Raw genomic sequence first — 18,639 nt, forward strand, 5'->3', positions numbered from 1 at the left:
TCCAGGTAGCGTTTTGACGCTACAATCGCTTGCCGCGTGGACAATTACCAATCCATCTCGCTACAGTCTTCCCCGCCCCCGATGCGAAGACAACGGTCACTTCGAACTCGGTTGTGCCACAACTTCATTGCGCCCGGCGATGGCGGTTCCCCAATGGATCCGGCGAGGCGCCTGCCCACCCCGCCGGATCACCGCGAAATTCACCCCAGCACAGGGAAATTCGACCGGAACACGCCCCGCGGGTCCCGCGCCCGTTTGATCTCACGCAACCTGGCCAGCGTCACGTCATCGAATGCGGCGGCGGCCGACTCCTGCGAGTTGAGGAAGGTCAGCGGCTTCTTCCCACTGATATGCGCGCCGATCGCGCCGACGACCTCCGCCCGCCGAGCCGTTACCGCGTCGGCCAGATGCGGCAGCCCAAGCCCGAGCACATACAGCAGATACTGCTCGGCGATCGGACCGCGCGCACCGGCCGCGGGACGGGTGGCCAACGCACCGCCGAGATGCCGGATCTGAATATTCACCAGCGGCGCGACCGGCTCGTCCAACAGCGTTTTCAGCACCGCGTCACCGAGGTCGACGAGCAGTTCCGTCCGGCCGAGCGCGGGTGCGGGATCGGTCGGCTCGGCGGTGATCTCACCGATGTCGGCGGTGCTCATGATGCCGCGCTTGTCGACGACCGCCCCACCGATCCGGTCCAGTTCGGGCAGCAGCGCCTGCCCGTCCGCACCCGCGCCGAGATAGGCGATATCGAGTGCGACCATGGGCGGCGCATCCGGGAACTGCAAGCGGTGGAACCAAATCGACAGCTCGTCCGGTGCGTTCTCGGTGATCTCCCGGAACAACTCGAACACCGCCCTGGTCCGATCACCGGGCCACACGACTCGGCCGCCATACATCGAAGACGCTGGGAACAAATCGAATTCGAGTGCGGTCAGCACCGCGAAATCGCCGCCGCCACCGCGCAGCGCCCAGAACAGGTCCGGATCGGAATCCGCGGTGACCCGCGCCGCCGCGCCGTCGGCATCGACGATTTCGAAGGCGCGCACCGCATCCGACGCCCAGCCGTGCTTGCGGCTGAACCAGCCCATCCCGCCACCCAGCGTGTATCCGGTGACGCCGACCGCCGGATTGCTGCCCGCCAGCCCGGTGAGCCCGTGCGCGGCCGCGGCGAGCTGCACCTGACCCCACCGCGCCCCGGCGCCGACGCGTGCGACCCGCCGCTCGGCGTCGATCTCGACACCGTCGAGGCCGCCGGTGCGCAACAGGATCGCATCGTCCGCACCGCCCGCCGCCCCGTGCCCGGTCGGCTGCGCGAGGACCGGAACTCCGGCCCGCCGCGCGTAATTCACTACGGCCGCAACGTCTTCGGCATTGTCGGCGAGTACGACCGCGGATACCGGCTGATCGACCGTCAAAAGCCACGGCCGGGCCGCGGCGGCGAATCCCTCGTCGCCCGGCAGCAGTACCCGGCCGGGTAGCACCGCCTGTAGGTCTTCGAATGTCATTGCTATGTCCTGATTCTCGATGGGAAAACATGATCTCTTCCATGACGACGCAGGGCGAGCAAAGGTAACCGAGCGCTAACGTGACATCGGTCACCCGTCAGCTCCCCTGAACGCCGCGACCCCGCGCGCGAGCACCCATAGGCTGGTTCCCATGCCAGACGCCACCGAGGAACTGCGTGAGGTGCTGCGCCGCAGCCCGTTCCGGCACCGCCTGCGCACCGTGCTACACCGCTGGTACGCCGGCTACGACGCGCCGACTATGCCTCGGCAGTACCAGGGCGAGTTGGTGACCGACGATTTCACCATCGTTCGTCCCCCGCAGTTCCCGGTGCGCACCGTCACCGGCCGCGCGGCCTACCTCGACAGCCTGACCACCGCGTACACCGGACATCGCAACGCACACCACCTGCGCGGACTCGAACTCACCCCGGATATGTCGCACGCGACCGTCACCCACGATTTCGAGACCATCGGCCCGCAGCTGACCGGAACGATCCGGATGCGCTACGACATCGATCTGGTTCAGGATCCGGCCGGACGACTCCCCCGCTTCCACCGGCTCACCGAGACGATCCTCGGCACCGACGACACGCCGTTCGTCGACGGGTACGGCGAAAACCGCGTCCGCGCCTTCATCCACTACTGGCTGTCGCTGCTCGAGGAACCCGCAGCGACCGCGGCGCCGCTACGTGAGCTGATCTCGGACGAGCTCACGCCGCGCCTCGACGAGATCGCCACGCGCACAACGGCGGGACTCGGCACCCACCATCCGGCCGACCTGCGGATCGATCTCGCGGATCCGGAAAACTACCGCGTCACCATGGATTTCGAGTGGGTGGGCATCGATGCGAGCGACCGGCCGCGCACCGCGCGCACCCGGCACGACTGGACGCTGCGGGAATCCGGCGAACGCTATCCGCGGCTGCACCGGTACGAGGCCGAGGTGATCGAACCGCCCACCCCGATCCCGGCCGAGGACGCACTGGCCCGCGCGCTGCGGAACTAATAGGCGCTGGCGGCGAAGCCGTCCGTAGACCCGCGCACGGCCGGAGCGAATGCGGAGGTAGGCCTAACCCGTTCCGGCGGGGTGATCGGAGTCGGCCCCGTTCTCCGATTCGCGCCGGGCGACACCGTGTTCGGTGCCCTCGTCGGCCTCCTGATCCGGCTCCGGATGCTCCGGTTCGAAGGTCGCGGGCAGCTTCTTGATGTGCCGGTTCATCGACCGGATCAGCAATACGGTGCCCGCGAGCAGGATCAGGATGATCACCAGCGCGATCGGCGATGCCTTGCCGAACTCCGGGCCGGTCGGGTTGGCGGGCGTCTGCGCCAGCACCACCATGATCATTTGATGTCGTCCTCTATGCCGGCGAAGAGGTCGGTCTCCGGGAGGGACGTCTCGACCCTGGATTTGGCGAGCTCGAATTCCTCGGTGGGCCACAGCCGTTGCTGCATCTCCATCGGAATCGCGAAGAACACGCCGTTCGGGTCGATTTGGGTGGCGTGCGCGCGCAGGGCATCGTCACGCTGCGGGAAGTACTTGGCGCATTCGATCCGGGTGGTCACCCGGCTCATCCCGTCCGGACGCCCGGAGCGGAACTGGCGCATCCGGTCCAGCCACTCCTGCAGCGGATACGGCTCGCCGATCCGCTCGTATTCGGCGGCGAAGGTGTCCAGCCTGGCCAGCGTGAACCCGTGGTCGTAGTAGATCTTCAGCGGCGTCCACGGCTCGCCGGCGTCGGGGAAGCGAGTGGGATCGCCCGCCGCCTCGAATGCCGCCATCGACACCTCGTGGCACCTGATGTGGTCCGGATGCGGATAGCCGCCGTTCTCGTCGTAGGTGGTGATCACGTGCGGCTTGAACTCGCGCACGACGCGGACCAGCGCCTCGGTGGCCTCCTCCAGCGGAACCAGCGCGAAGCAGCCCTCGGGTAGTGGCGGCGGCGGATCCCCCTCCGGCAGACCGGAATCGACGAAGCCGAGCCAGTGCTGGCGCACCCCGAGCGCGCGGGCCGCCTCGGCCATCTCCTCCCGCCGGATCTCCTGGATGCGCTCCAGCACACCGGGCGTGTCCATGGCCGGGTTCAGGATGCTGCCCCGCTCGCCGCCGGTCAGCGTGACAATCAGGACCTCGTGTCCCTCGTCGGCATAGCGGGCGGTGGTCGCGGCACCCTTACTGGATTCGTCGTCTGGGTGGGCATGCACCGCCATGAGGCGAAGGCCACTCACGTCTCGTTCACCATCGCTCTCGGTCGCGGGTGTCTGGTCTTCGTTCCCTATAGTTCCATTCGACCCGATTTTGTTCCGACGTACCCCCCGGGAGCGAGCTGTCATGACCGAATCCGCCGGCGGTACCGATCTGCGCGCCGACCGGTACGGGATCAGACCCCGGGTGCGGCGCCGTTGGATTCCGCTGGTACTCGGCGTAATCGTGCTCCTCGCGGGTTTCGGCGTCGCCTACGCGTACTACCAGAACTTCGGTCCGTCGGATATCGATCCCGAACAGCTCGGCTACGTCGTCGACGACGATTCGACGATCACCGTCCACCTCAAGGTGACGCGCAAGAATCCGGAGCAGCCCGTCGTGTGCTGGGTGCGCGCGATGTCCCGCGACGGTTCGGAGGTGGGCAGGCGCGAGGTGCTGATCGAGCCGTCGAGCAGTGGCACGGTCGAATTGACCACCGTCGTGAAGGCCTCGGCGCGGCCGTCGGCAGGCAATATCTACGGCTGTTCCAGCCATGTCCCGGGTTACCTCCGGGCCGGGTGATTCGCACCTTTTGCCGTAGCGAACATCGGGAAAACAAACCCCGACCTGCATGTTTCCAATTCATGCTAAAATGGCGTCACACACGGTTCCGAAGTTCGGAGCCGTGTTTGCTGCATTGACGGCCAGCGCTGTCAGTTCCGGGAGTGCGCGTCAGCCCGGAGCACAGGCCTGTCGGGGTTCGACGAACTTCCCAGGATCGCTCTAGCCGTCGACTGGTGCGTGCCTGCGCTCCTGGTGGGTACTGCAGCGGTTATCAGGGAACCCGGCCCTGCCGGGAACAACTACTAGGGAGTGATCGAGATGACTGAGACGCAAGTGACCTGGCTGACCCCGGAGTCGCACGACAGGCTCAAGAGCGAACTCGACGCGCTCATCGCCAATCGTCCGGTCATCGCCGCGGAAATCAACGAGCGCCGGGAAGAGGGCGACCTCAAGGAGAACGGCGGCTACCACGCCGCGCGCGAGGAGCAGGGCCAGCAGGAGGCGCGCATTCGCCAACTGCAGGAACTGCTGAACAACGCGAAGGTCGGCGTCGCCCCGACCAAGTCCGGTGTCGCACTCCCCGGCTCCGTCGTGAAGGTCTACTACGACGGCGACGAATCCGATACCGAAACCTTCCTCATCGCCACCCGGGAAGAGGGCCTGAGCGACTCCAAGCTGGAGACCTACTCGCCGAACTCGCCGCTCGGTGGCGCGCTCATCGATGCCAAGGTCGGCGAGACCCGCGAATACACCCTGCCCAGCGGCAAGACCATGAAGGTCACGCTGGTCAGCGCCGAGCCCTACCACAGCTGATCCCCGCGGCCGAGCGCTTCTCCTCGGCCCGCAACTCCCCGGACGATAGAAGCGGCCGCGCCCAGTACCCAGGTGCGGCCGCTTCGTCATGTTCTCAGCCCAGCGCCTGCTCGATATCGGCGAGCAGATCGGACCCGTCCTCGATGCCGACCGAGAGGCGCACCAGATCCACCGGCACCTCCAGCTGCGAACCCGCGGTGGACGCGTGCGTCATCGCGGCCGGATGCTCGATCAGCGATTCGATGCCGCCGAGCGATTCGGCCAGCGTGAAAATCTTGGTCCGCGAGCAGAAATCGTGCGCGGCGTCGCGGCCGCCGTGCAGGCGCACCGAGATCATCCCGCCGTAGCGGCGCATCTGCTTATCCGCGAGCAGGTGCCCGGGATGTTCCGGCAGGCCCGGGTAGATCACCTGGCTGATCTTCGGATGACTGCTCAGGAATTCGGCCAGCTTCTCGGCGTTGTCGCAGTGCCGTTCCATGCGCAGAGCCAGGGTCTTGGCGCCGCGCATTGTCAGGTAGGCGTCGAACGGTCCCGGCACCGCGCCCGCGCCGTTCTGCAGGAAGGCGAATGCGGCGTCCAGATCCTTGTCGTTGGTGATCAGCGCGCCGCCGACCACATCGGAATGCCCGCCGAGGTACTTGGTGGTCGAGTGGACGACGATATCGGCGCCGAGCAGCAGCGGCTGCTGCAGGTAGGGGGTGGCGAAGGTGTTGTCGACCACCAGCTTCGCGCCGGCCGCGTGCGCGATCTCGGCGAGCGCCGGAATGTCACCGATGCTGAGCAGCGGGTTGGTGGGGGTCTCGATCCAGATCAGCTTGGTGTTCGGGCGGATCGCGGCGCGCACCTCGTCGGTGTTGAAGATGTGCGCGGGCGAATGTTCGATACCCCACTGGCTGAACACCTTGTCGATCAGCCGGAAGGTGCCGCCGTACGCGTCGTCCGGGATGACGATGTGATCGCCGGGGCGCAGGATGGCGCGCAGCGCACAGTCGGTGGCGGCCATACCGGATGCGAAAGCCCTTCCGTAGCTGCCCGATTCGAGCGCCGCGAGGTTCGCCTCCAGCGCCGCCCTGGTCGGGTTTCCGGTCCTGGCGTACTCGAATCCGCCGCGCAGCCCGCCGACTCCGTCCTGGGCGAATGTCGAGCTCGCGTAGATGGGCACGTTCACGGCGCCGGTCTGCGGATCGGGATCGAATCCGGCGTGCACGGCCCGTGTGGAGAATCCCAGCTCACTCATGTGCCCAGCGTAGTTGTAAGCCACTTCTGGGCAATCGGTCACCCGGCCCCTATTGATCCCGGCGTTCGCCGGGACGGCGGGGGAACCCCGAATAGGCTGGGCGCATGGTGACTGTGGAAGAACTGTTCGCGATCGATTCCCTGCTGTCCGACGACGAACGCGAGATCCGTGACACCGTCGCGGCCTTCGCGGCGCAGCGGTTGCGCCCGCATATCGCGGAGTGGTTCGAGGCGGGCACCTTCCCGGCCCGTGAGCTCGCGCCCGAACTCGGCAGGCTCGGCCTGCTCGGCATGCACCTGGACGGTTACGGATGCGCCGGAATGTCGGCGACCATGTACGGCCTGGCCTGCCAGGAGCTGGAGGCGGTCGATTCCGGTGTGCGCAGCATGGTTTCGGTGCAGGGTTCGCTGGCCATGACCGCGATCCACAAATTCGGTTCCGAGGAGCAGAAGCAGCGGTGGCTGCCGGAGATGGCGGCCGGGCGGGCGATCGGCTGTTTCGGGCTGACCGAGCCGGATTTCGGGTCCAACCCGGGCGGCATGCGGACCAGGGCCAAGCGCGACGGCGCCGACTGGGTGCTCAACGGATCGAAGATGTGGATCACCAACGGATCGGTGGCCGATGTCGCGGTGGTGTGGGCGCAGACCGAGGACGAGGGCAAACAGGTGATCCGCGGCTTCCTGGTGCCCGCGGGCACGCCCGGCTTCGCCGCCCGCGAAATGCATCACAAGCTGTCGCTGCGCGCCTCCATCACGGCGGAGCTGGACCTGGACGACGTCCGGCTGCCCGCCGATGCCGTGCTGCCCGAATCGCGCGGGCTCAACGCGCCGCTCTCCTGTCTGAGCGAGGCGCGGTTCGGCATCATCTTCGGCGCGCTCGGCGCGGCCCGCGACTGCCTGGCCGCCACCATCGAATACGCACGCACCCGTGAGGTTTTCGACAAGCCGCTGGCGGCCTACCAGCTGACCCAGGCCAAGCTGGCCGATATGGCGCTGGAATTCGGCAAGGGTCAGCTGCTGGCGGTGCATCTGGGCCGGTTGAAGGACGCGCACCGGATCCGGCCGGAGCAGGTGAGCGCGGGCAAGCTGAACAGCACCAGGGAAGCCATCGCGATCGCCAGGGAATGCCGCACCATCCTGGGCGCGAACGGCATCACGCTGGACTATCCGGTGCTGCGGCACGCGAACAACCTCGAGTCGGTGCTCACCTACGAGGGCACCGCCGAGGTGCATCAGCTGGTGCTCGGAAAGGCGCTCACCGATGCGAACGCCTTCCGCTGACCGGTAATTTGCCAAGAGGTGCCCGACTGGGCGGGATCAGCGCCGACGGGGTCGGATAAATGTCACAGTTTCATAAATTCTGTGCGGTTGCTAGCATGAGCGGATGTTTTTGCTCGGCCCCGCGTTGCTCGAAGTGTCGGCGCATCGCATTTTGACCCGCCTGCACCGCACGCACGGGGTGCCCGCGCTGGCCGCCGCCGCGCAAATGCCCGCACTGCTCGCCCGGCTCGATCAGCACGCCGCCGCGGTGCGCGACATCCTCGCCGTCGGCGTTCCGGATTCGGCGAAGGTTCCGGCGGGCGTACTGCTGGCCGGTTACGTCCGCGGCCTGCTCGACGAGGCCCGCACCGGTACCGGAATGGGCAGCGCGCCAAGCGATCTCGACGAGTGGGCGGAGGCCGACTGGTTGCAGTTGCGGCTGGCGGGCGTCTGCCTGCACGCCGCTCGGCAGGCCGCCTGATATCGAAATAGCGCCCGCCGCACCGTAATTCGCGGTGCGGCGGGCGCTTTACGTATTACCTTGGCGCTCAGCGCCTTTCCTGCGGGTTACCGTACTGCTGATACCCGCCCTGCGCATACTGCTGGCCCTGGCCGTACTGCCCGCCCTGTGCGAAACCGCTGCTGGTCATCGGCTCCTGCCACTGCTGGCCGCGGGCCGCCTGCTGATCCATCCACAGCTGCTCGCGCGCGACGTCCTCGCGGCCCCGCCGATACGCCTCGGCATGCCCCTTCACCTCGGGCATCTCCTGTTCCAGGCCGCTCAGCCAGCTCTCCCAGCGCTGCTGCATCGGGCTGATCATGCCGCCGCCGATGCCGACGATCAGGATGCCGCCGATCGTCGCGAGCACCGTGATCAGGATCGGCATGGTCACCGAGGTCGCGACACCGACCTGGTTCAGCGCGGCGACGATGCCGACGCCCCAGATGAACACCGAGGCGATCCGCCCGAGCATCGCACCGTAGGACAGGCCGCCGAGCATATTGGTGACCATCTCGCGCACCGCGTGCGCGATGGCGCCCGCGATCACCACGACGACGATCGCGACCGCGGCCCGCGGCAGCCAGGCGACGATGCCGTTGAGCATCGAACTCACCGGGTTCGGCCCGAAGACGCCGAAGCCGAGCTGCAGCGCGATCAGCAGAATCGCGTAGTACGCCAGCTTCGCCAGCAGATCGGAGGCGTCGTACCGGCTGCGCGAGAGCATCTGCCGGATACCGCCCCGCTCCACCAGCCGGTCGAAGCCGACCCGGTCGAGCACTCGGCGCACGACGGCCGCGACCACCCTGGCGATGATCCAACCGGCGAGCATGATGACCAGGAATCCGGCCAGCTTGGGGACGAACGTGGCCACGGAGCTCCACGCGTCCGACATTCCCCGCTGGAAATCGATAGCCAAACTGGAGGTGTGCATATCCCTTCCCTTCGCTATCCGATTACGCCATGGCATTTGCCGAGGCGAGCTCACGGAACCGTTCGCGGAGCGCTATTGCTCATGGTTCGCTCGTAAGCTCGCTCACTCGGCGGTTATACCCCTATGCAAGCACTTGTATGACAAATTTGCGCAGCATTTGCCAAATTGCCGATAGCGCTCGGAAGCGAATGCGGATGGTCAGCCGAGAATGCGGTAGCCGGTGGTCAGTCCGCGCGGGCATGCGACCGTCAGCTCGTCCTCGGCGTAACCGAAGGGCGGCCAGTGGTAGCCGCGCGACCAGGTTTTCTCGGAGCCGGCCAGGATCAGATCGCACAGTTCGGTGACGGCGCGCCGGGCGGGCCAGATGTGCTCGCGGTCCGGCGCGATGACGGCGTCCGCCGCCGCGGCGCGAATGTGCTCGATCAGCAGCAGCGTCGGAGCGAGCTCGGTGTCGTCGACGATGAGCAGCGCGGGCAGTTCGTAGCCCCACCGCTGCGCGAGCCATTCGACGATGCGCTCGTCCCGTCGCCGGTGCCTGCCCGAAATGTCTTGGCGCAGAATGCCGATTGCTGTTGGTGTTCCGGCCGTCCGCTCGGCGGGCGACACTCGCGCTGGTGGCACGCAGTCAAGGTTCGTCGTCGGCGCGGCCGAGTGCGATGGCGTGCGGCGGGGAAAATACTGGGCAAATGGTGGTCGGACCGGTCCAGCGCAACCGGCGAGCATCTATTCTGGCGATGGGTCCAGTAGAGAGGCCCGCACCCGTGATCGAGCGCAGCGAGGGCACCACAGGCACCGCACGCCCGGTCACGGCGCGGCCGAGCCCAGCGAGGACGCGTCGTGACCGGTCGGAATGAGCTGCTGATCGAGGCTAGATCGCGAGTGGAGTCGCCCGGATCGCCGGGCCGTCCGATGACTCGCCGAGAATTGGCCGACGCCGTCAACGACCACGTCTTCCGGGTGACCAATAAACCTGGTGCCGTCGACGAGCGGCATGTCGGCAAATGGGAGCGAGGCGAGACGACGTGGCCGAGGAAGCACTATCGCGCCGCATTGCGTGCGGTCCTGAATGTCGCGACGGATGCCGAGCTGGGCTTCGTCCGGCACCGGCAGTCCACGGATGACGAGGACGTGAACCGCAAGCAGTTCATCCAGGGTGCGCTCGTGATCGGTACGGGCGCAGCGCTTTCCAACGCGGCCCCGACCGAGGCCGAGTTGATCGAAACCCTGGGCGGGCCCACGACGCACTTCCGCAGGATGGAGTCCTCGGTGGCGTCGGACCGGCTGGCGCCCGCGGTGGAGGCGCACCTGAATCTGGTGGCGGGTGTGGTCCGCGATCGGCTGCGCACCTCCAACGGCTTTCGCACCCTTTCCGAAATCGCCGGTCTGGCAGCGTGGTTGGCGGCCGATCGGGGCGATGACGCGATGGCGCGCCGCCACTACATCGAGGCCATCCGCTATGCCGAGCGCACCCACCATCCACTGCTGGTCTCCTATATGACCGCCAGCCTCGGTCACTACGCGGTGGAAACCGGCGACGGGCGCGCTGGGCTGACGCTATTGCACAGGGCCGCAGCGCAACTCGGCGCCGAGGCGCCGGACAGCGCGAGCGCGTGGCTGGCCTCGCTGCTCGCCGTCGCCCACGCGTCCACCGGGGATCGCAACGGTGCGCTGGCCGCGCTGCAGCGGGCCGAGCGGCTCGCGGAACGTCAGCACGGCGAACCGCAGTGGCCGTGGGTATTCGTCTTCGACGGGACGAAAGCCGCACGGTATCAAGCCAGTACGCTCGCCAGGCTCGGCGACCACCGGGCCGCGAAGGTCGCGTTCGCCGCCGCCGCACCCGCCCTGCTCGCCGAGAAGCCGCGGGCGCTGGTCCAGGTGGAGCACGCCTATGTGCTGGCCCGCAGCGGCGATATCGAGGCGGGCTGCGCGCTTGCCGCACAGGCGCTGACCATCGGCCTCGCCTTCCACAGCGAGCGAATCACCAGGCTGGCCAGGGAGTTCCGGGCCAGCCTGCCCGGCAAGACCGCGGAGGCACGTCCGCTGGACGAGGCGCTGGCGACGCTGTACCGGCCCGACGAACCGTGAGCTCCGCGGTGACCACAGTTTCCGCCCGCGGATCGGTGGCCCGGCCATGACGCGCGTCGCGATCACCGGGCATCGAGGTCTGCCCGCGGACACCACCGCGCTGGTCGACCGCATGCTGCGCGGTGCGGTGCTGCGGCGGGCCGCCGACCTCGTCGGCGTGAGTTGTCTTGCGGACGGCCCGGATTCGCTGTTCGCCAGGGCGGTGCTCGACTACGGCGGCAGGCTGATCGCGGTGGTGCCCGCCCGGACCTATCGCGCCGCCCTACCCGTCGAGCATCATCGGATCTACGACGAATTACTCTCGGCGGCAATGAAAGTCATCGAGCTGGACCGCGACGAGTCGAATGCCGACGCGCATCTGGCCGCCGGTCTGCGGATGCTCGACGAGGCCGATGAGCTGCTCGCGGTCTGGGACGGCGCACCGGCACGCGGTGTCGGCGGCACGGCCGACGTGGTCGCCGCGGCCCGGCGGCGCGGGCTGCCCGTCACCGTGCTCTGGCCCGGTGGCGCGACCCGCGATTGATCTCAGTGCGCGACGAGTTCGCGCGGGCGCTCCCGGACGGCGCGCCGATCGTTCAGATAGCGGAACAGCCGCAGCAGCACCGGCAGCGCGAACACCATGAGCAGCAGCCGCAGACTCTGCACGCTGGTGATCAGCGGCAGGTTGGCGTTCATCGATTCGGCGGTCGCGAGTACGGCGTTGATACCGCCCGGCGTGGTGGCCAGGTAGATATCGGACAGCTCCAGATCGACGAACAAGGCGACGGTGAAGGCCAGCGCGGCCACCGCGCCGGAGAGCGCGACGATGGTCAGCGTCATCCCCGGGATCATCCGTGCCATCTCGATGACGACACCCCTGGTGAACCGGGTGCCGACCTCGAATCCGATGATGACGAACAGCAGATCCTTCAGCAGGTTGGTCGGGGCGTAGCCGTGGGTGACGCCGAGCGCGGTCAGCAGCGCGGTGATCAGCATCGGTCCGATCAGCGCCGGACTTGGCATATTGAGCCGACGGCCGAGCCAGATGCCTGCCACGCACAGCATCACCGCGATCGATAGACCCGCCACCTGGTCGCCGCGGCCGAAGAGCATCCAGTGCGGCAGATCGGGATTGGTGACCGACGCGGTGACCGATCGGGCGTCCGCGGCGAGACCATCGCCGTGCGAGAGCATCGATGCCAGCGCGGGCGCGCTCAACGCGACCATGGCCACGCGCAGGTACTGCATGAACGCGACCCGCCGCGGGTCGGCGTCCATTTCGTCGGCGCACGCTACCACCGCGGCGGAGCCGCCCGCGAGCAGGCCGAGGGTCGCGGTCGGCAGATCGACGCCGCTCACCCGCGCGAAAACCCAAGCGACGAGCACACTTACCAGCAGGGTCGCCACGGTGACGGCCAAAACCGGGAAGACCGCGAGGCCGATCGATGACAGCAGCGAGATCTCCAGGTAGCTGCCCATCAGCACGCCGAGCATGGCCTGCGCGCCCACCGAAATCTGCCTCGGCATCGGCGCGGGCAGCCGCCCGGACAGCGCGAGCACGGCGCCGACCACCATGGCCAGGATCATCTGTGGGGCCGGAAAGTGCACCCGGTCGAGCAATTCCGCGGCGGCGAGCACGCCGATCAGGAGTGCCAGCCAGCCGAATATTTGCCACCGGTTCATGCTTACAAAGCTTTGCAGAGTTCAGTGAACATCCCGTAACGAGGTCGTTATCTCAGCTAACAGTAGGTGTGATTCTGCGCATTTTCCGGTTCGGGGGCGACAAACGGCGCGTATGAGTGCGGTCTTACACACTGCCAGTTAATTCCACATGGAAGGTGTTGAAGTGGTAGCCAGATTCACTGCAGGCCGCATTACTGTCAATTGTTTTCAGCGACGGCGCGGTCCGGCAAACTATGCGCGGACGATCATTTCCGGTTCAGCCGCCGATGCCGGGACCCGGCGTCGGGACAACGTCGCGCGCGGTGATTTCCGTTGCGCAGCAATCACATTCGAGCCGCACATGCGCCTCGCCGGAGCAATCGCGATGGGCGTAGAGCACCGGCGGGCCGTCCGGGGCCATATATCTGTCGCCCCAGTCCTTGATGGCCATCAGCACGGGATAGATGTCGTGCCCCTTGCGCGTGAGCCGGTATTCCTCGTACGCGCCGCCATCGATCTTCCGCTTCTCCAGGATGCCGTGCTCGACCAGCCGATCGAGCCGGTCCTGCAGCCGACCGCGGGAAATGCCGAGCGCGGCCTGGAATCCGTTGAACCGGCGCACACCCGCGAAAGCGAATTTCAAAATCAGCAGCGTCCAACGGTCACCGAAGATCACCAGCGGCCGGGTGATCGAGCACGGAAAGTCGGCGAGTTCCGCGTAGCGCATCCGGTCATCCTATGCCCGAAACCGGCAGCGGCGTGTGGCGAACCGAACCCCTGTCGTTCGCGGTCGGCGAATGACAGGTATCTGCTAGTGCCCGCGCGGCAAAACATCTGAGGCGGTATGCATTTCATGCCTATATTGCGTTGATGGGGACGATGATCCATCGAGTGGCGACCGGTCTCGGCATCGCGGTTCTGCTGACGGGCTGCCAATCGGCGGATCACCCATCCGTGTCGTCGAGCCCGACCACCGTCGCGAGCCACCCGGTCGACACCACTCCGGTCGACGCGACCTGGAATGTGCCGAAAGTCTTTCTGGGCCAATGGAAGGGCGATGCCGTGAACGGTCCGGCCATCACCATGTCCATCGGCGCGGGTAAGAACTCCGAGGAGATCGCGACGACATCGACCGTCGACAGGCAGTCCGGCAACCGCTGCGAGCACGCCCAGCGGGTCATCCTGGTCACCGAAACCGAACTCACCTTCTCCGCCCGTCTACTCGGCGGCACGGGCTGCGCCGCCGACGGCGCGACGACAATCGTCGACCTGCGCCCCGACGGCGCACTCGACTACACCGCACCGGCCGGACCGACCGGAACCGTCACCGCGGTCCTGCGCCGGACCTCCTGAGTATCACCAATTAGCTTCTCGCACAGGCTATTACACGTACGGTAGGCCGAAGCCCATGCGGGAGCGGCGATTCAGGTGAGGTGGTCGAAATCGCCTCGCACCCAAGCGATGTGGCGATCGGCCGAGCGGCGGACGGCGGCGCGGGCATCGGTATCGATGGTCATGCCGAAATTGTCGTAGAGGCGGTCGAATTCGAATTCCTCCACCGATTTCGTGATTCGGTCGACCACCGCGCCCGACAGCGGAATCCGGTTCGGATAACTGCGCAGGAAGCTGACCGTCACGCGGTCCGGATTGGCTTTGATGGTGTCGGCGCTGAACAGCACGCCGCGCCCGCCCGCCCCGGCGCTCCAGTGCACGACCGCGCTGCCGGGAAAATGACCACCCACCTGACGCAGGATCACACCGGGCAGCAGATCGACCTGTCCGGACCACGGCCGGATCACCGGATCGGGCCGCGCGACCCACTCCATATCCGGCGCGGCCACCAGCACCGGAACGCCGCCGAGCGCATGACTCCACGCCACCTGCACGCCGTACATATGCGGATGACTCGCCACGATGGCGGTGACATCACCGAGCTCCCGCACCCGGCGCACCGCCTCGCCATCGACATAGGCGGTCGGATCCCACAGCAGATTCCCCTCGGAAGTGCGCACCAGCAGGGCCTGCTGCCCGATGCCGATATTCGGCGCGGTCGTCAACCCGAACAGGTCCGGCTCCAACTCCCGCACCTCGACCCGATGCTCGGTGGCGGCCAACTCTTCCAGCGTGGTCCACTGCTGCCCCTCGGCGGGCACCCACTGCCGCTCATCGGCACAGATCCGGCAGACCTCCGCCGCCGCGTCGTGCTCCACCCCACAAGTCGTGCAGATCTTCCACATGGCTCCCACTTCCTCGTACACCCAAGCCCGTTCTACGCCTGAATGCCATTGCTGGACAAGGCGCTTGCCAGTAGCCGAATACGAGAGGCGTAACAGTTGACCTGAACCATCCTCGAGGTTGGAGGATGGCGGCCATGACATCCGCAACCGCCGAACTGGACGCCATCCACGCCGTTGTCGCCGCCGTCGACAGGGCACAGCGCACCGAGGACGCCGACGCGTTCATCGCACTGTTCCACCCCGACGCCATTTGGACCACCGGCGCGGGCAAATTCCTCGACGGACGCGATGAGATCGAGGCATTCACCCGCACCGTACTGCCCGGTGCGACGAAGGACGGCTACGCGACCTACGAGCCGTTCCTGGTTCGCTTCATCCGCGCCGACGTGGCCGTTGTCAAAGTGCGCCAACGCTATTGGAGCAACGACGGCGAACTCCATTCGGAAGGATCGCCGCTGTACGGCATGACCAAGGAAAACGGCCGCTGGCTACTCACCTTCTGCCAGAACACCCCGGTCGCCGACCACTGACCGGCTAGCCGATGGACCCCGTGCTCAGGAAGCCGAGCAGATCGTGCCTGGTGATCACGCCGACCGGCTTGCCGTCCTCGACGACCATCAGCGCGTCGGTATCCGACAGCGCCTTGGTCGCGGCGGAGAGCGGCTCGCCCGCGCCGATCAGCGGGAACGACGGGCTCATATGCTGGGCGACCGAATCCGTCAGGTGTGCGCGCCCCTCGAATACGGCCGAAAGCAGGTCGCGCTCGGAAACGCTGCCCGCGACCTCACCGGCCATCACCGGCGGTTCGGCGCCGACCACCGGCATCTGCGAAACGCCGTACTCGCGCAGGATTTCGATGGCGTCGCGCAGCGTCTCCTGCGGATGGGTGTGCACCAGATCCGGCAGCGCGCCCGACTTACCGCGCAGCACATCGCCGACCAGCGGTTCGGCGATGCTGCCGTCGAGGCGGGTGCGCAGGAAGCCGTACGAGCTCATCCACTGGTCGTTGAAGATCTTGGACAGGTAGCCGCGGCCGCTGTCCGGCAGCAGCACCACGATCACCGCGTCCGGCTCGCGCCGCGCCACCTCGATGGCCGCGACGACGGCCATCCCGCACGAACCGCCGACCAGCAGACCCTCCTCGCGGGCCAGGCGACGGGTCATATCGAAGGAGTCGGCATCGGAGACCGCGATGATCTCGTCCGGGATCGACGGATCGTAGGCGGACGGCCAGAAATCCTCGCCGACACCCTCGACCAGGTAGGGGCGGCCGGTGCCGCCGGAGTACACCGAACCCTCCGGATCCGCGCCGATGATCTTCACCTTGCCGCCGGAAACCTCCTTGAGGTAGCGGCCGGTGCCGGTGATGGTGCCGCCGGTGCCGACGCCCGCGACGAAATGGGTGACCTTGCCCTCGGTATCGCGCCAGATCTCCGGGCCGGTGGTCTCGTAATGCGAATCCGGGCCGTTCGGATTCGAGTACTGGTCCGGCTTCCACGCGCCGGGAATCTCGCGGACCAGTCGATCCGAGACGCTGTAGTAGCTGTCCGGGTGGTCCGGCGGCACGGCGGTCGGGCAGACGACGACCTCGGCGCCGTACGCGCGCAGCACATTGCGCTTGTCCTCGGAAACCTTGTCGGGGCAGACGAATACGCATTTGTAGCCGCGCCGCTGCGCGACGAGCGCCAGCCCGACACCGGTATTGCCGGAGGTGGGTTCGACGATGGTGCCGCCGGGCCGCAGTTGCCCGGATTTCTCGGCCGCGTCGACCATCTTCACCGCGATCCGGTCCTTGGACGACCCGCCCGGGTTCAGGTATTCGATCTTGGCCGCCACCAGCCCGGCCTCGGGCTCCACCACCGAATTCAACCGAACCAGGGGCGTATTACCGACGAGGTCGACGACGTGATCCGCGATGCGCATGTCCCTATCGTTGCAGAAGATATCGATGTGAGTTGGCGCACGCCACACCATCCCCGGCTATCGATCGCCGACAAACCTCGTCACGCCGCTTAGGATCACCGGGCATGAGGCTGCCGAATCTGGTTTGCGCCGCCACTGTCCTGGCCGGATCCGCGGTCGCCGCCGCGGTCGGCTCCGGGGCCGATGCCGCCGCGGCGACCGTCCAATTGCCCCAGGTCCCGACCCTCGCGCACGGTGGACTGTGCTGGACCACCATCCGCACCTGGGCCGACACCAGCCCCGCGTGGCCCGGCCGCGCCATCATCAACGTCCGCGCGGATCCGGTTTCCGGAATCGGCCCCGGCAACTATCCCTTCGCACCCCTCTGCGAGATTCCCACCAAGGTTTCCTGGCGCAACACCAGTACCGGCGCGACGGGCGTCTACGAAAACGACGTCGTCACCGGCATTTACGGCAGCCTCCAGTACGCGTTGTTCCAGGACACCGGTCCCGGGCACGTCGAACTCACCGTCACGACCGATGCGCCGAGCATCCCGGCGAACGGCTCCATCGAGGTACCCGGCCCGCCGCCCGCACCCCCTGCCCCGCGATAGGGGTTCGTAGTGCCGTCGCGCAAGCCCCACTTCACAGACCCCGCGAGCGTATGATGAACGCTCGCAATTGCATCCATACGCAACAGCTGATTTCGTGAGCACATGGGTAACTCATCGGGAACGCCCAAAACCCAACCGCCTACTGACCGTCGGCCCGGAGTGTGAGTCTCGTGGTATCCAACGACCGGCGAAAAGTCGCGGAGAGGCGGATCAGCTGGCGCACGGCCGCGGTGACCAGCGCCGCGACCGTACTCGCCGGATCCGGCGCAGGCACCGGTGCGTGGGCCGCCTATCGACTGCTCATGTCCCAAGCCGGTGTCGCGCGCGGCGTTATCGGACAGGACACGTCGAAACCACCGGAGGCCGACGGTATATATACGGCGGGCTGCCTCGCCCCGCAGCGGTGGCGGATCGGCCTGCACGCCGATCTGCACATGATGATCTTCGGCGATTCGACGGCGGCTGGTGTCGGCTGCCTGAGCGCCGAGGAGGTGCCGGGCGTGCGCCTGGCGCGCGGGCTCGCCGAGGCCACCGGGCAGCGAATTCGCTTGAGCACCAAGGCGATTTCCGGCGCCACGTCGAAGGGACTGTCCGGACAGGTCGACGCGATGTTCGTCGCGGGCCCGCCGCCGGATGTGGCGGTGATCCTGATCGGCGCCAACGACATCACCAAGAAGCATTCCGTCCTGCAATCGGCGCGCCGACTGCGCAGCGCGGTCGCGCGACTGCGCCAGGCAGGCGCGGTGGTCGTCGTCGGCACCTGTCCGGATCTCGGTACCGTCACCGCGATTCCGCAGCCGCTGCGCACGGTGGTGCACAGCTGGAGCGTGCGGCTGGCCAGGGCGCAGACCACGGCGACGCTCGCGGCGGGCGGACTGCCGGTGAAGATGGGGCGCCTCATCGGCCGCGAATTCCTGGCCGAACCGGATCGGCTCTTCGCCGCCGACGGCTTCCACCCGTCCGCCGCCGGATATGAGCTCGCGGCGGCGCATCTGCTCCCGGTGCTGGTCGGCGCGCTCGCACAGTGGGATTCGCGGGCCGCGGCTGTTCCGTCGCAGCCTGCCGCGACGTAGATTCGATGGTGAGTTCAATACCCACGAGTAACTAGCATTCGCGAGTTACGGCGGCCCGCACCCGCGCGGCCACCCACCGTCGACAAAGGAG

21 protein-coding genes are annotated in these 18,639 nt (G+C 67.2%); 11 read left to right on the forward strand and 10 right to left on the reverse strand.

The genetic code is table 11. From position 1 onward, the window contains the following. Positions 1 to 200: 200 nt before the first annotated feature. Positions 201 to 1,508 (reverse strand): FAD-binding oxidoreductase, encoded by a 1,308-nt coding sequence (locus tag LGY53_RS03960; RefSeq protein ID WP_225725240.1) that lies wholly within the window; start codon positions 1,506 to 1,508, stop codon positions 201 to 203. Between the two features lie 151 nt (positions 1,509 to 1,659). On the opposite strand from LGY53_RS03960, the gene LGY53_RS03965 reads away from it, so the two are divergent. Beyond that, on the forward strand, positions 1,660 to 2,514 hold the full coding sequence (locus tag LGY53_RS03965; protein WP_225725241.1) for a hypothetical protein: 855 nt from the start codon (positions 1,660 to 1,662) through the stop codon (positions 2,512 to 2,514). A 63-nt stretch (positions 2,515 to 2,577) separates the two neighbouring features. Here LGY53_RS03965 and LGY53_RS03970 read toward each other — a convergent pair whose 3' ends face one another. Together LGY53_RS03970 and mca are read right to left on the reverse strand one after the other, a co-directional pair. Further along, positions 2,578 to 2,853, reverse strand: coding sequence for a hypothetical protein (locus LGY53_RS03970; RefSeq protein WP_167477814.1), 276 nt, complete (start codon positions 2,851 to 2,853; stop codon positions 2,578 to 2,580). Then, complete coding sequence (gene mca / locus LGY53_RS03975; RefSeq protein WP_225725242.1) at positions 2,850 to 3,734, reverse strand: mycothiol conjugate amidase Mca; 885 nt, start codon at positions 3,732 to 3,734, stop codon at positions 2,850 to 2,852. Before mca ends, LGY53_RS03970 begins: the two co-directional genes overlap by 4 nt. 103 nt (positions 3,735 to 3,837) lie before the next feature. Between mca and LGY53_RS03980 the strand changes: the two genes are divergently transcribed. Both LGY53_RS03980 and greA read left to right on the forward strand, forming a co-directional pair. Further along, the gene (locus LGY53_RS03980) at positions 3,838 to 4,272 is read left to right on the forward strand and encodes a DUF4307 domain-containing protein (protein ID WP_225725243.1); all 435 of its coding nucleotides are present in this window, start codon (positions 3,838 to 3,840) and stop codon (positions 4,270 to 4,272) included. Between the two features lie 300 nt (positions 4,273 to 4,572). Next, positions 4,573 to 5,067, forward strand: a complete 495-nt coding sequence (greA, locus tag LGY53_RS03985; RefSeq protein WP_225725244.1) for a transcription elongation factor GreA — start codon at positions 4,573 to 4,575, stop codon at positions 5,065 to 5,067. A gap of 94 nt (positions 5,068 to 5,161) precedes the next feature. Here the strand turns inward: greA and LGY53_RS03990 are convergent, their stop codons facing one another. Beyond that, positions 5,162 to 6,304 (reverse strand): cystathionine gamma-synthase, encoded by a 1,143-nt coding sequence (locus LGY53_RS03990; protein WP_225725245.1) that lies wholly within the window; start codon positions 6,302 to 6,304, stop codon positions 5,162 to 5,164. Positions 6,305 to 6,408: 104 nt separating this feature from the next. Here LGY53_RS03990 and LGY53_RS03995 point away from each other — a divergent pair, with 104 nt between their 5' ends. Next, complete coding sequence (locus LGY53_RS03995; protein ID WP_167477818.1) at positions 6,409 to 7,584, forward strand: acyl-CoA dehydrogenase family protein; 1,176 nt, start codon at positions 6,409 to 6,411, stop codon at positions 7,582 to 7,584. Between the two features lie 103 nt (positions 7,585 to 7,687). After that, complete coding sequence (locus LGY53_RS04000) at positions 7,688 to 8,044, forward strand: DUF6401 family natural product biosynthesis protein (RefSeq protein ID WP_225725246.1); 357 nt, start codon at positions 7,688 to 7,690, stop codon at positions 8,042 to 8,044. A gap of 67 nt (positions 8,045 to 8,111) precedes the next feature. Here the strand turns inward: LGY53_RS04000 and LGY53_RS04005 are convergent, their stop codons facing one another. Both LGY53_RS04005 and LGY53_RS04010 read right to left on the reverse strand, forming a co-directional pair. After that, positions 8,112 to 9,032, reverse strand: a complete 921-nt coding sequence (locus LGY53_RS04005) for a hypothetical protein (RefSeq protein ID WP_308102793.1) — start codon at positions 9,030 to 9,032, stop codon at positions 8,112 to 8,114. A 162-nt stretch (positions 9,033 to 9,194) separates the two neighbouring features. Continuing rightward, positions 9,195 to 9,617, reverse strand: coding sequence for a hypothetical protein (locus LGY53_RS04010; protein WP_225725248.1), 423 nt, complete (start codon positions 9,615 to 9,617; stop codon positions 9,195 to 9,197). A 288-nt stretch (positions 9,618 to 9,905) separates the two neighbouring features. Here LGY53_RS04010 and LGY53_RS04015 point away from each other — a divergent pair, with 288 nt between their 5' ends. Both LGY53_RS04015 and LGY53_RS04020 read left to right on the forward strand, forming a co-directional pair. Continuing rightward, a complete protein-coding gene (locus tag LGY53_RS04015; protein WP_225725249.1) occupies positions 9,906 to 11,081 on the forward strand; it encodes a hypothetical protein in 1,176 nt (391 codons plus the stop codon). A 46-nt stretch (positions 11,082 to 11,127) separates the two neighbouring features. Continuing rightward, positions 11,128 to 11,604: a hypothetical protein gene (locus LGY53_RS04020; protein ID WP_225725250.1), complete on the forward strand. Its 477-nt coding sequence runs from the start codon at positions 11,128 to 11,130 to the stop codon at positions 11,602 to 11,604. Positions 11,605 to 11,606: 2 nt separating this feature from the next. Here LGY53_RS04020 and LGY53_RS04025 read toward each other — a convergent pair whose 3' ends face one another. Continuing rightward, a complete protein-coding gene (locus LGY53_RS04025) occupies positions 11,607 to 12,743 on the reverse strand; it encodes an AbrB family transcriptional regulator (protein WP_225725251.1) in 1,137 nt (378 codons plus the stop codon). A gap of 256 nt (positions 12,744 to 12,999) precedes the next feature. Continuing rightward, complete coding sequence (locus LGY53_RS04030; RefSeq protein ID WP_225725252.1) at positions 13,000 to 13,449, reverse strand: helix-turn-helix domain-containing protein; 450 nt, start codon at positions 13,447 to 13,449, stop codon at positions 13,000 to 13,002. 143 nt (positions 13,450 to 13,592) lie between these two features. On the opposite strand from LGY53_RS04030, the gene LGY53_RS04035 reads away from it, so the two are divergent. Next, complete coding sequence (locus LGY53_RS04035) at positions 13,593 to 14,075, forward strand: hypothetical protein (protein WP_225725253.1); 483 nt, start codon at positions 13,593 to 13,595, stop codon at positions 14,073 to 14,075. A 71-nt stretch (positions 14,076 to 14,146) separates the two neighbouring features. On the opposite strand, the gene LGY53_RS04040 is transcribed toward LGY53_RS04035, so the two are convergent. Beyond that, positions 14,147 to 14,959, reverse strand: a complete 813-nt coding sequence (locus LGY53_RS04040; RefSeq protein WP_225725683.1) for an MBL fold metallo-hydrolase — start codon at positions 14,957 to 14,959, stop codon at positions 14,147 to 14,149. A 134-nt stretch (positions 14,960 to 15,093) separates the two neighbouring features. Here LGY53_RS04040 and LGY53_RS04045 point away from each other — a divergent pair, with 134 nt between their 5' ends. Beyond that, positions 15,094 to 15,489 (forward strand): SgcJ/EcaC family oxidoreductase, encoded by a 396-nt coding sequence (locus LGY53_RS04045; protein ID WP_225725254.1) that lies wholly within the window; start codon positions 15,094 to 15,096, stop codon positions 15,487 to 15,489. Between the two features lie 4 nt (positions 15,490 to 15,493). Here the strand turns inward: LGY53_RS04045 and LGY53_RS04050 are convergent, their stop codons facing one another. Further along, positions 15,494 to 16,882 (reverse strand): cystathionine beta-synthase, encoded by a 1,389-nt coding sequence (locus LGY53_RS04050; protein WP_225725255.1) that lies wholly within the window; start codon positions 16,880 to 16,882, stop codon positions 15,494 to 15,496. 104 nt (positions 16,883 to 16,986) lie between these two features. Here LGY53_RS04050 and LGY53_RS04055 point away from each other — a divergent pair, with 104 nt between their 5' ends. Both LGY53_RS04055 and LGY53_RS04060 read left to right on the forward strand, forming a co-directional pair. Then, positions 16,987 to 17,475 (forward strand): hypothetical protein, encoded by a 489-nt coding sequence (locus LGY53_RS04055; RefSeq protein WP_225725256.1) that lies wholly within the window; start codon positions 16,987 to 16,989, stop codon positions 17,473 to 17,475. Positions 17,476 to 17,645: 170 nt separating this feature from the next. Then, positions 17,646 to 18,548, forward strand: coding sequence for an SGNH/GDSL hydrolase family protein (locus LGY53_RS04060; protein ID WP_225725257.1), 903 nt, complete (start codon positions 17,646 to 17,648; stop codon positions 18,546 to 18,548). Positions 18,549 to 18,639 lie beyond the last annotated feature (91 nt).

The sequence above is a fragment of the Nocardia sp. JCM 34519.1 genome (assembly GCF_020361265.1).
In the GTDB taxonomy this organism is placed as follows: Bacteria; Actinomycetota; Actinomycetes; order Mycobacteriales; family Mycobacteriaceae; genus Nocardia; species Nocardia arthritidis_A.

Coding starts and splice junctions, on each gene's coding strand:
- LGY53_RS03960 (WP_225725240.1), bottom strand. CDS start 1,508: ATGACATTCGAAGACCTACAGGCGGTGCTACCCGGCCGGGTACTGCTG.
- LGY53_RS03965 (WP_225725241.1), top strand. CDS start 1,660: ATGCCAGACGCCACCGAGGAACTGCGTGAGGTGCTGCGCCGCAGCCCG.
- LGY53_RS03970 (WP_167477814.1), bottom strand. CDS start 2,853: ATGATCATGGTGGTGCTGGCGCAGACGCCCGCCAACCCGACCGGCCCG.
- LGY53_RS03980 (WP_225725243.1), top strand. CDS start 3,838: ATGACCGAATCCGCCGGCGGTACCGATCTGCGCGCCGACCGGTACGGG.
- greA (WP_225725244.1), top strand. CDS start 4,573: ATGACTGAGACGCAAGTGACCTGGCTGACCCCGGAGTCGCACGACAGG.
- LGY53_RS03990 (WP_225725245.1), bottom strand. CDS start 6,304: ATGAGTGAGCTGGGATTCTCCACACGGGCCGTGCACGCCGGATTCGAT.
- LGY53_RS03995 (WP_167477818.1), top strand. CDS start 6,409: ATGGTGACTGTGGAAGAACTGTTCGCGATCGATTCCCTGCTGTCCGAC.
- LGY53_RS04000 (WP_225725246.1), top strand. CDS start 7,688: ATGTTTTTGCTCGGCCCCGCGTTGCTCGAAGTGTCGGCGCATCGCATT.
- LGY53_RS04005 (WP_308102793.1), bottom strand. CDS start 9,032: ATGCCATGGCGTAATCGGATAGCGAAGGGAAGGGATATGCACACCTCC.
- LGY53_RS04015 (WP_225725249.1), top strand. CDS start 9,906: ATGACTCGCCGAGAATTGGCCGACGCCGTCAACGACCACGTCTTCCGG.
- LGY53_RS04020 (WP_225725250.1), top strand. CDS start 11,128: ATGACGCGCGTCGCGATCACCGGGCATCGAGGTCTGCCCGCGGACACC.
- LGY53_RS04025 (WP_225725251.1), bottom strand. CDS start 12,743: ATGAACCGGTGGCAAATATTCGGCTGGCTGGCACTCCTGATCGGCGTG.
- LGY53_RS04030 (WP_225725252.1), bottom strand. CDS start 13,449: ATGCGCTACGCGGAACTCGCCGACTTTCCGTGCTCGATCACCCGGCCG.
- LGY53_RS04035 (WP_225725253.1), top strand. CDS start 13,593: ATGGGGACGATGATCCATCGAGTGGCGACCGGTCTCGGCATCGCGGTT.
- LGY53_RS04040 (WP_225725683.1), bottom strand. CDS start 14,959: ATGTGGAAGATCTGCACGACTTGTGGGGTGGAGCACGACGCGGCGGCG.
- LGY53_RS04045 (WP_225725254.1), top strand. CDS start 15,094: ATGACATCCGCAACCGCCGAACTGGACGCCATCCACGCCGTTGTCGCC.
- LGY53_RS04050 (WP_225725255.1), bottom strand. CDS start 16,882: ATGCGCATCGCGGATCACGTCGTCGACCTCGTCGGTAATACGCCCCTG.
- LGY53_RS04055 (WP_225725256.1), top strand. CDS start 16,987: ATGAGGCTGCCGAATCTGGTTTGCGCCGCCACTGTCCTGGCCGGATCC.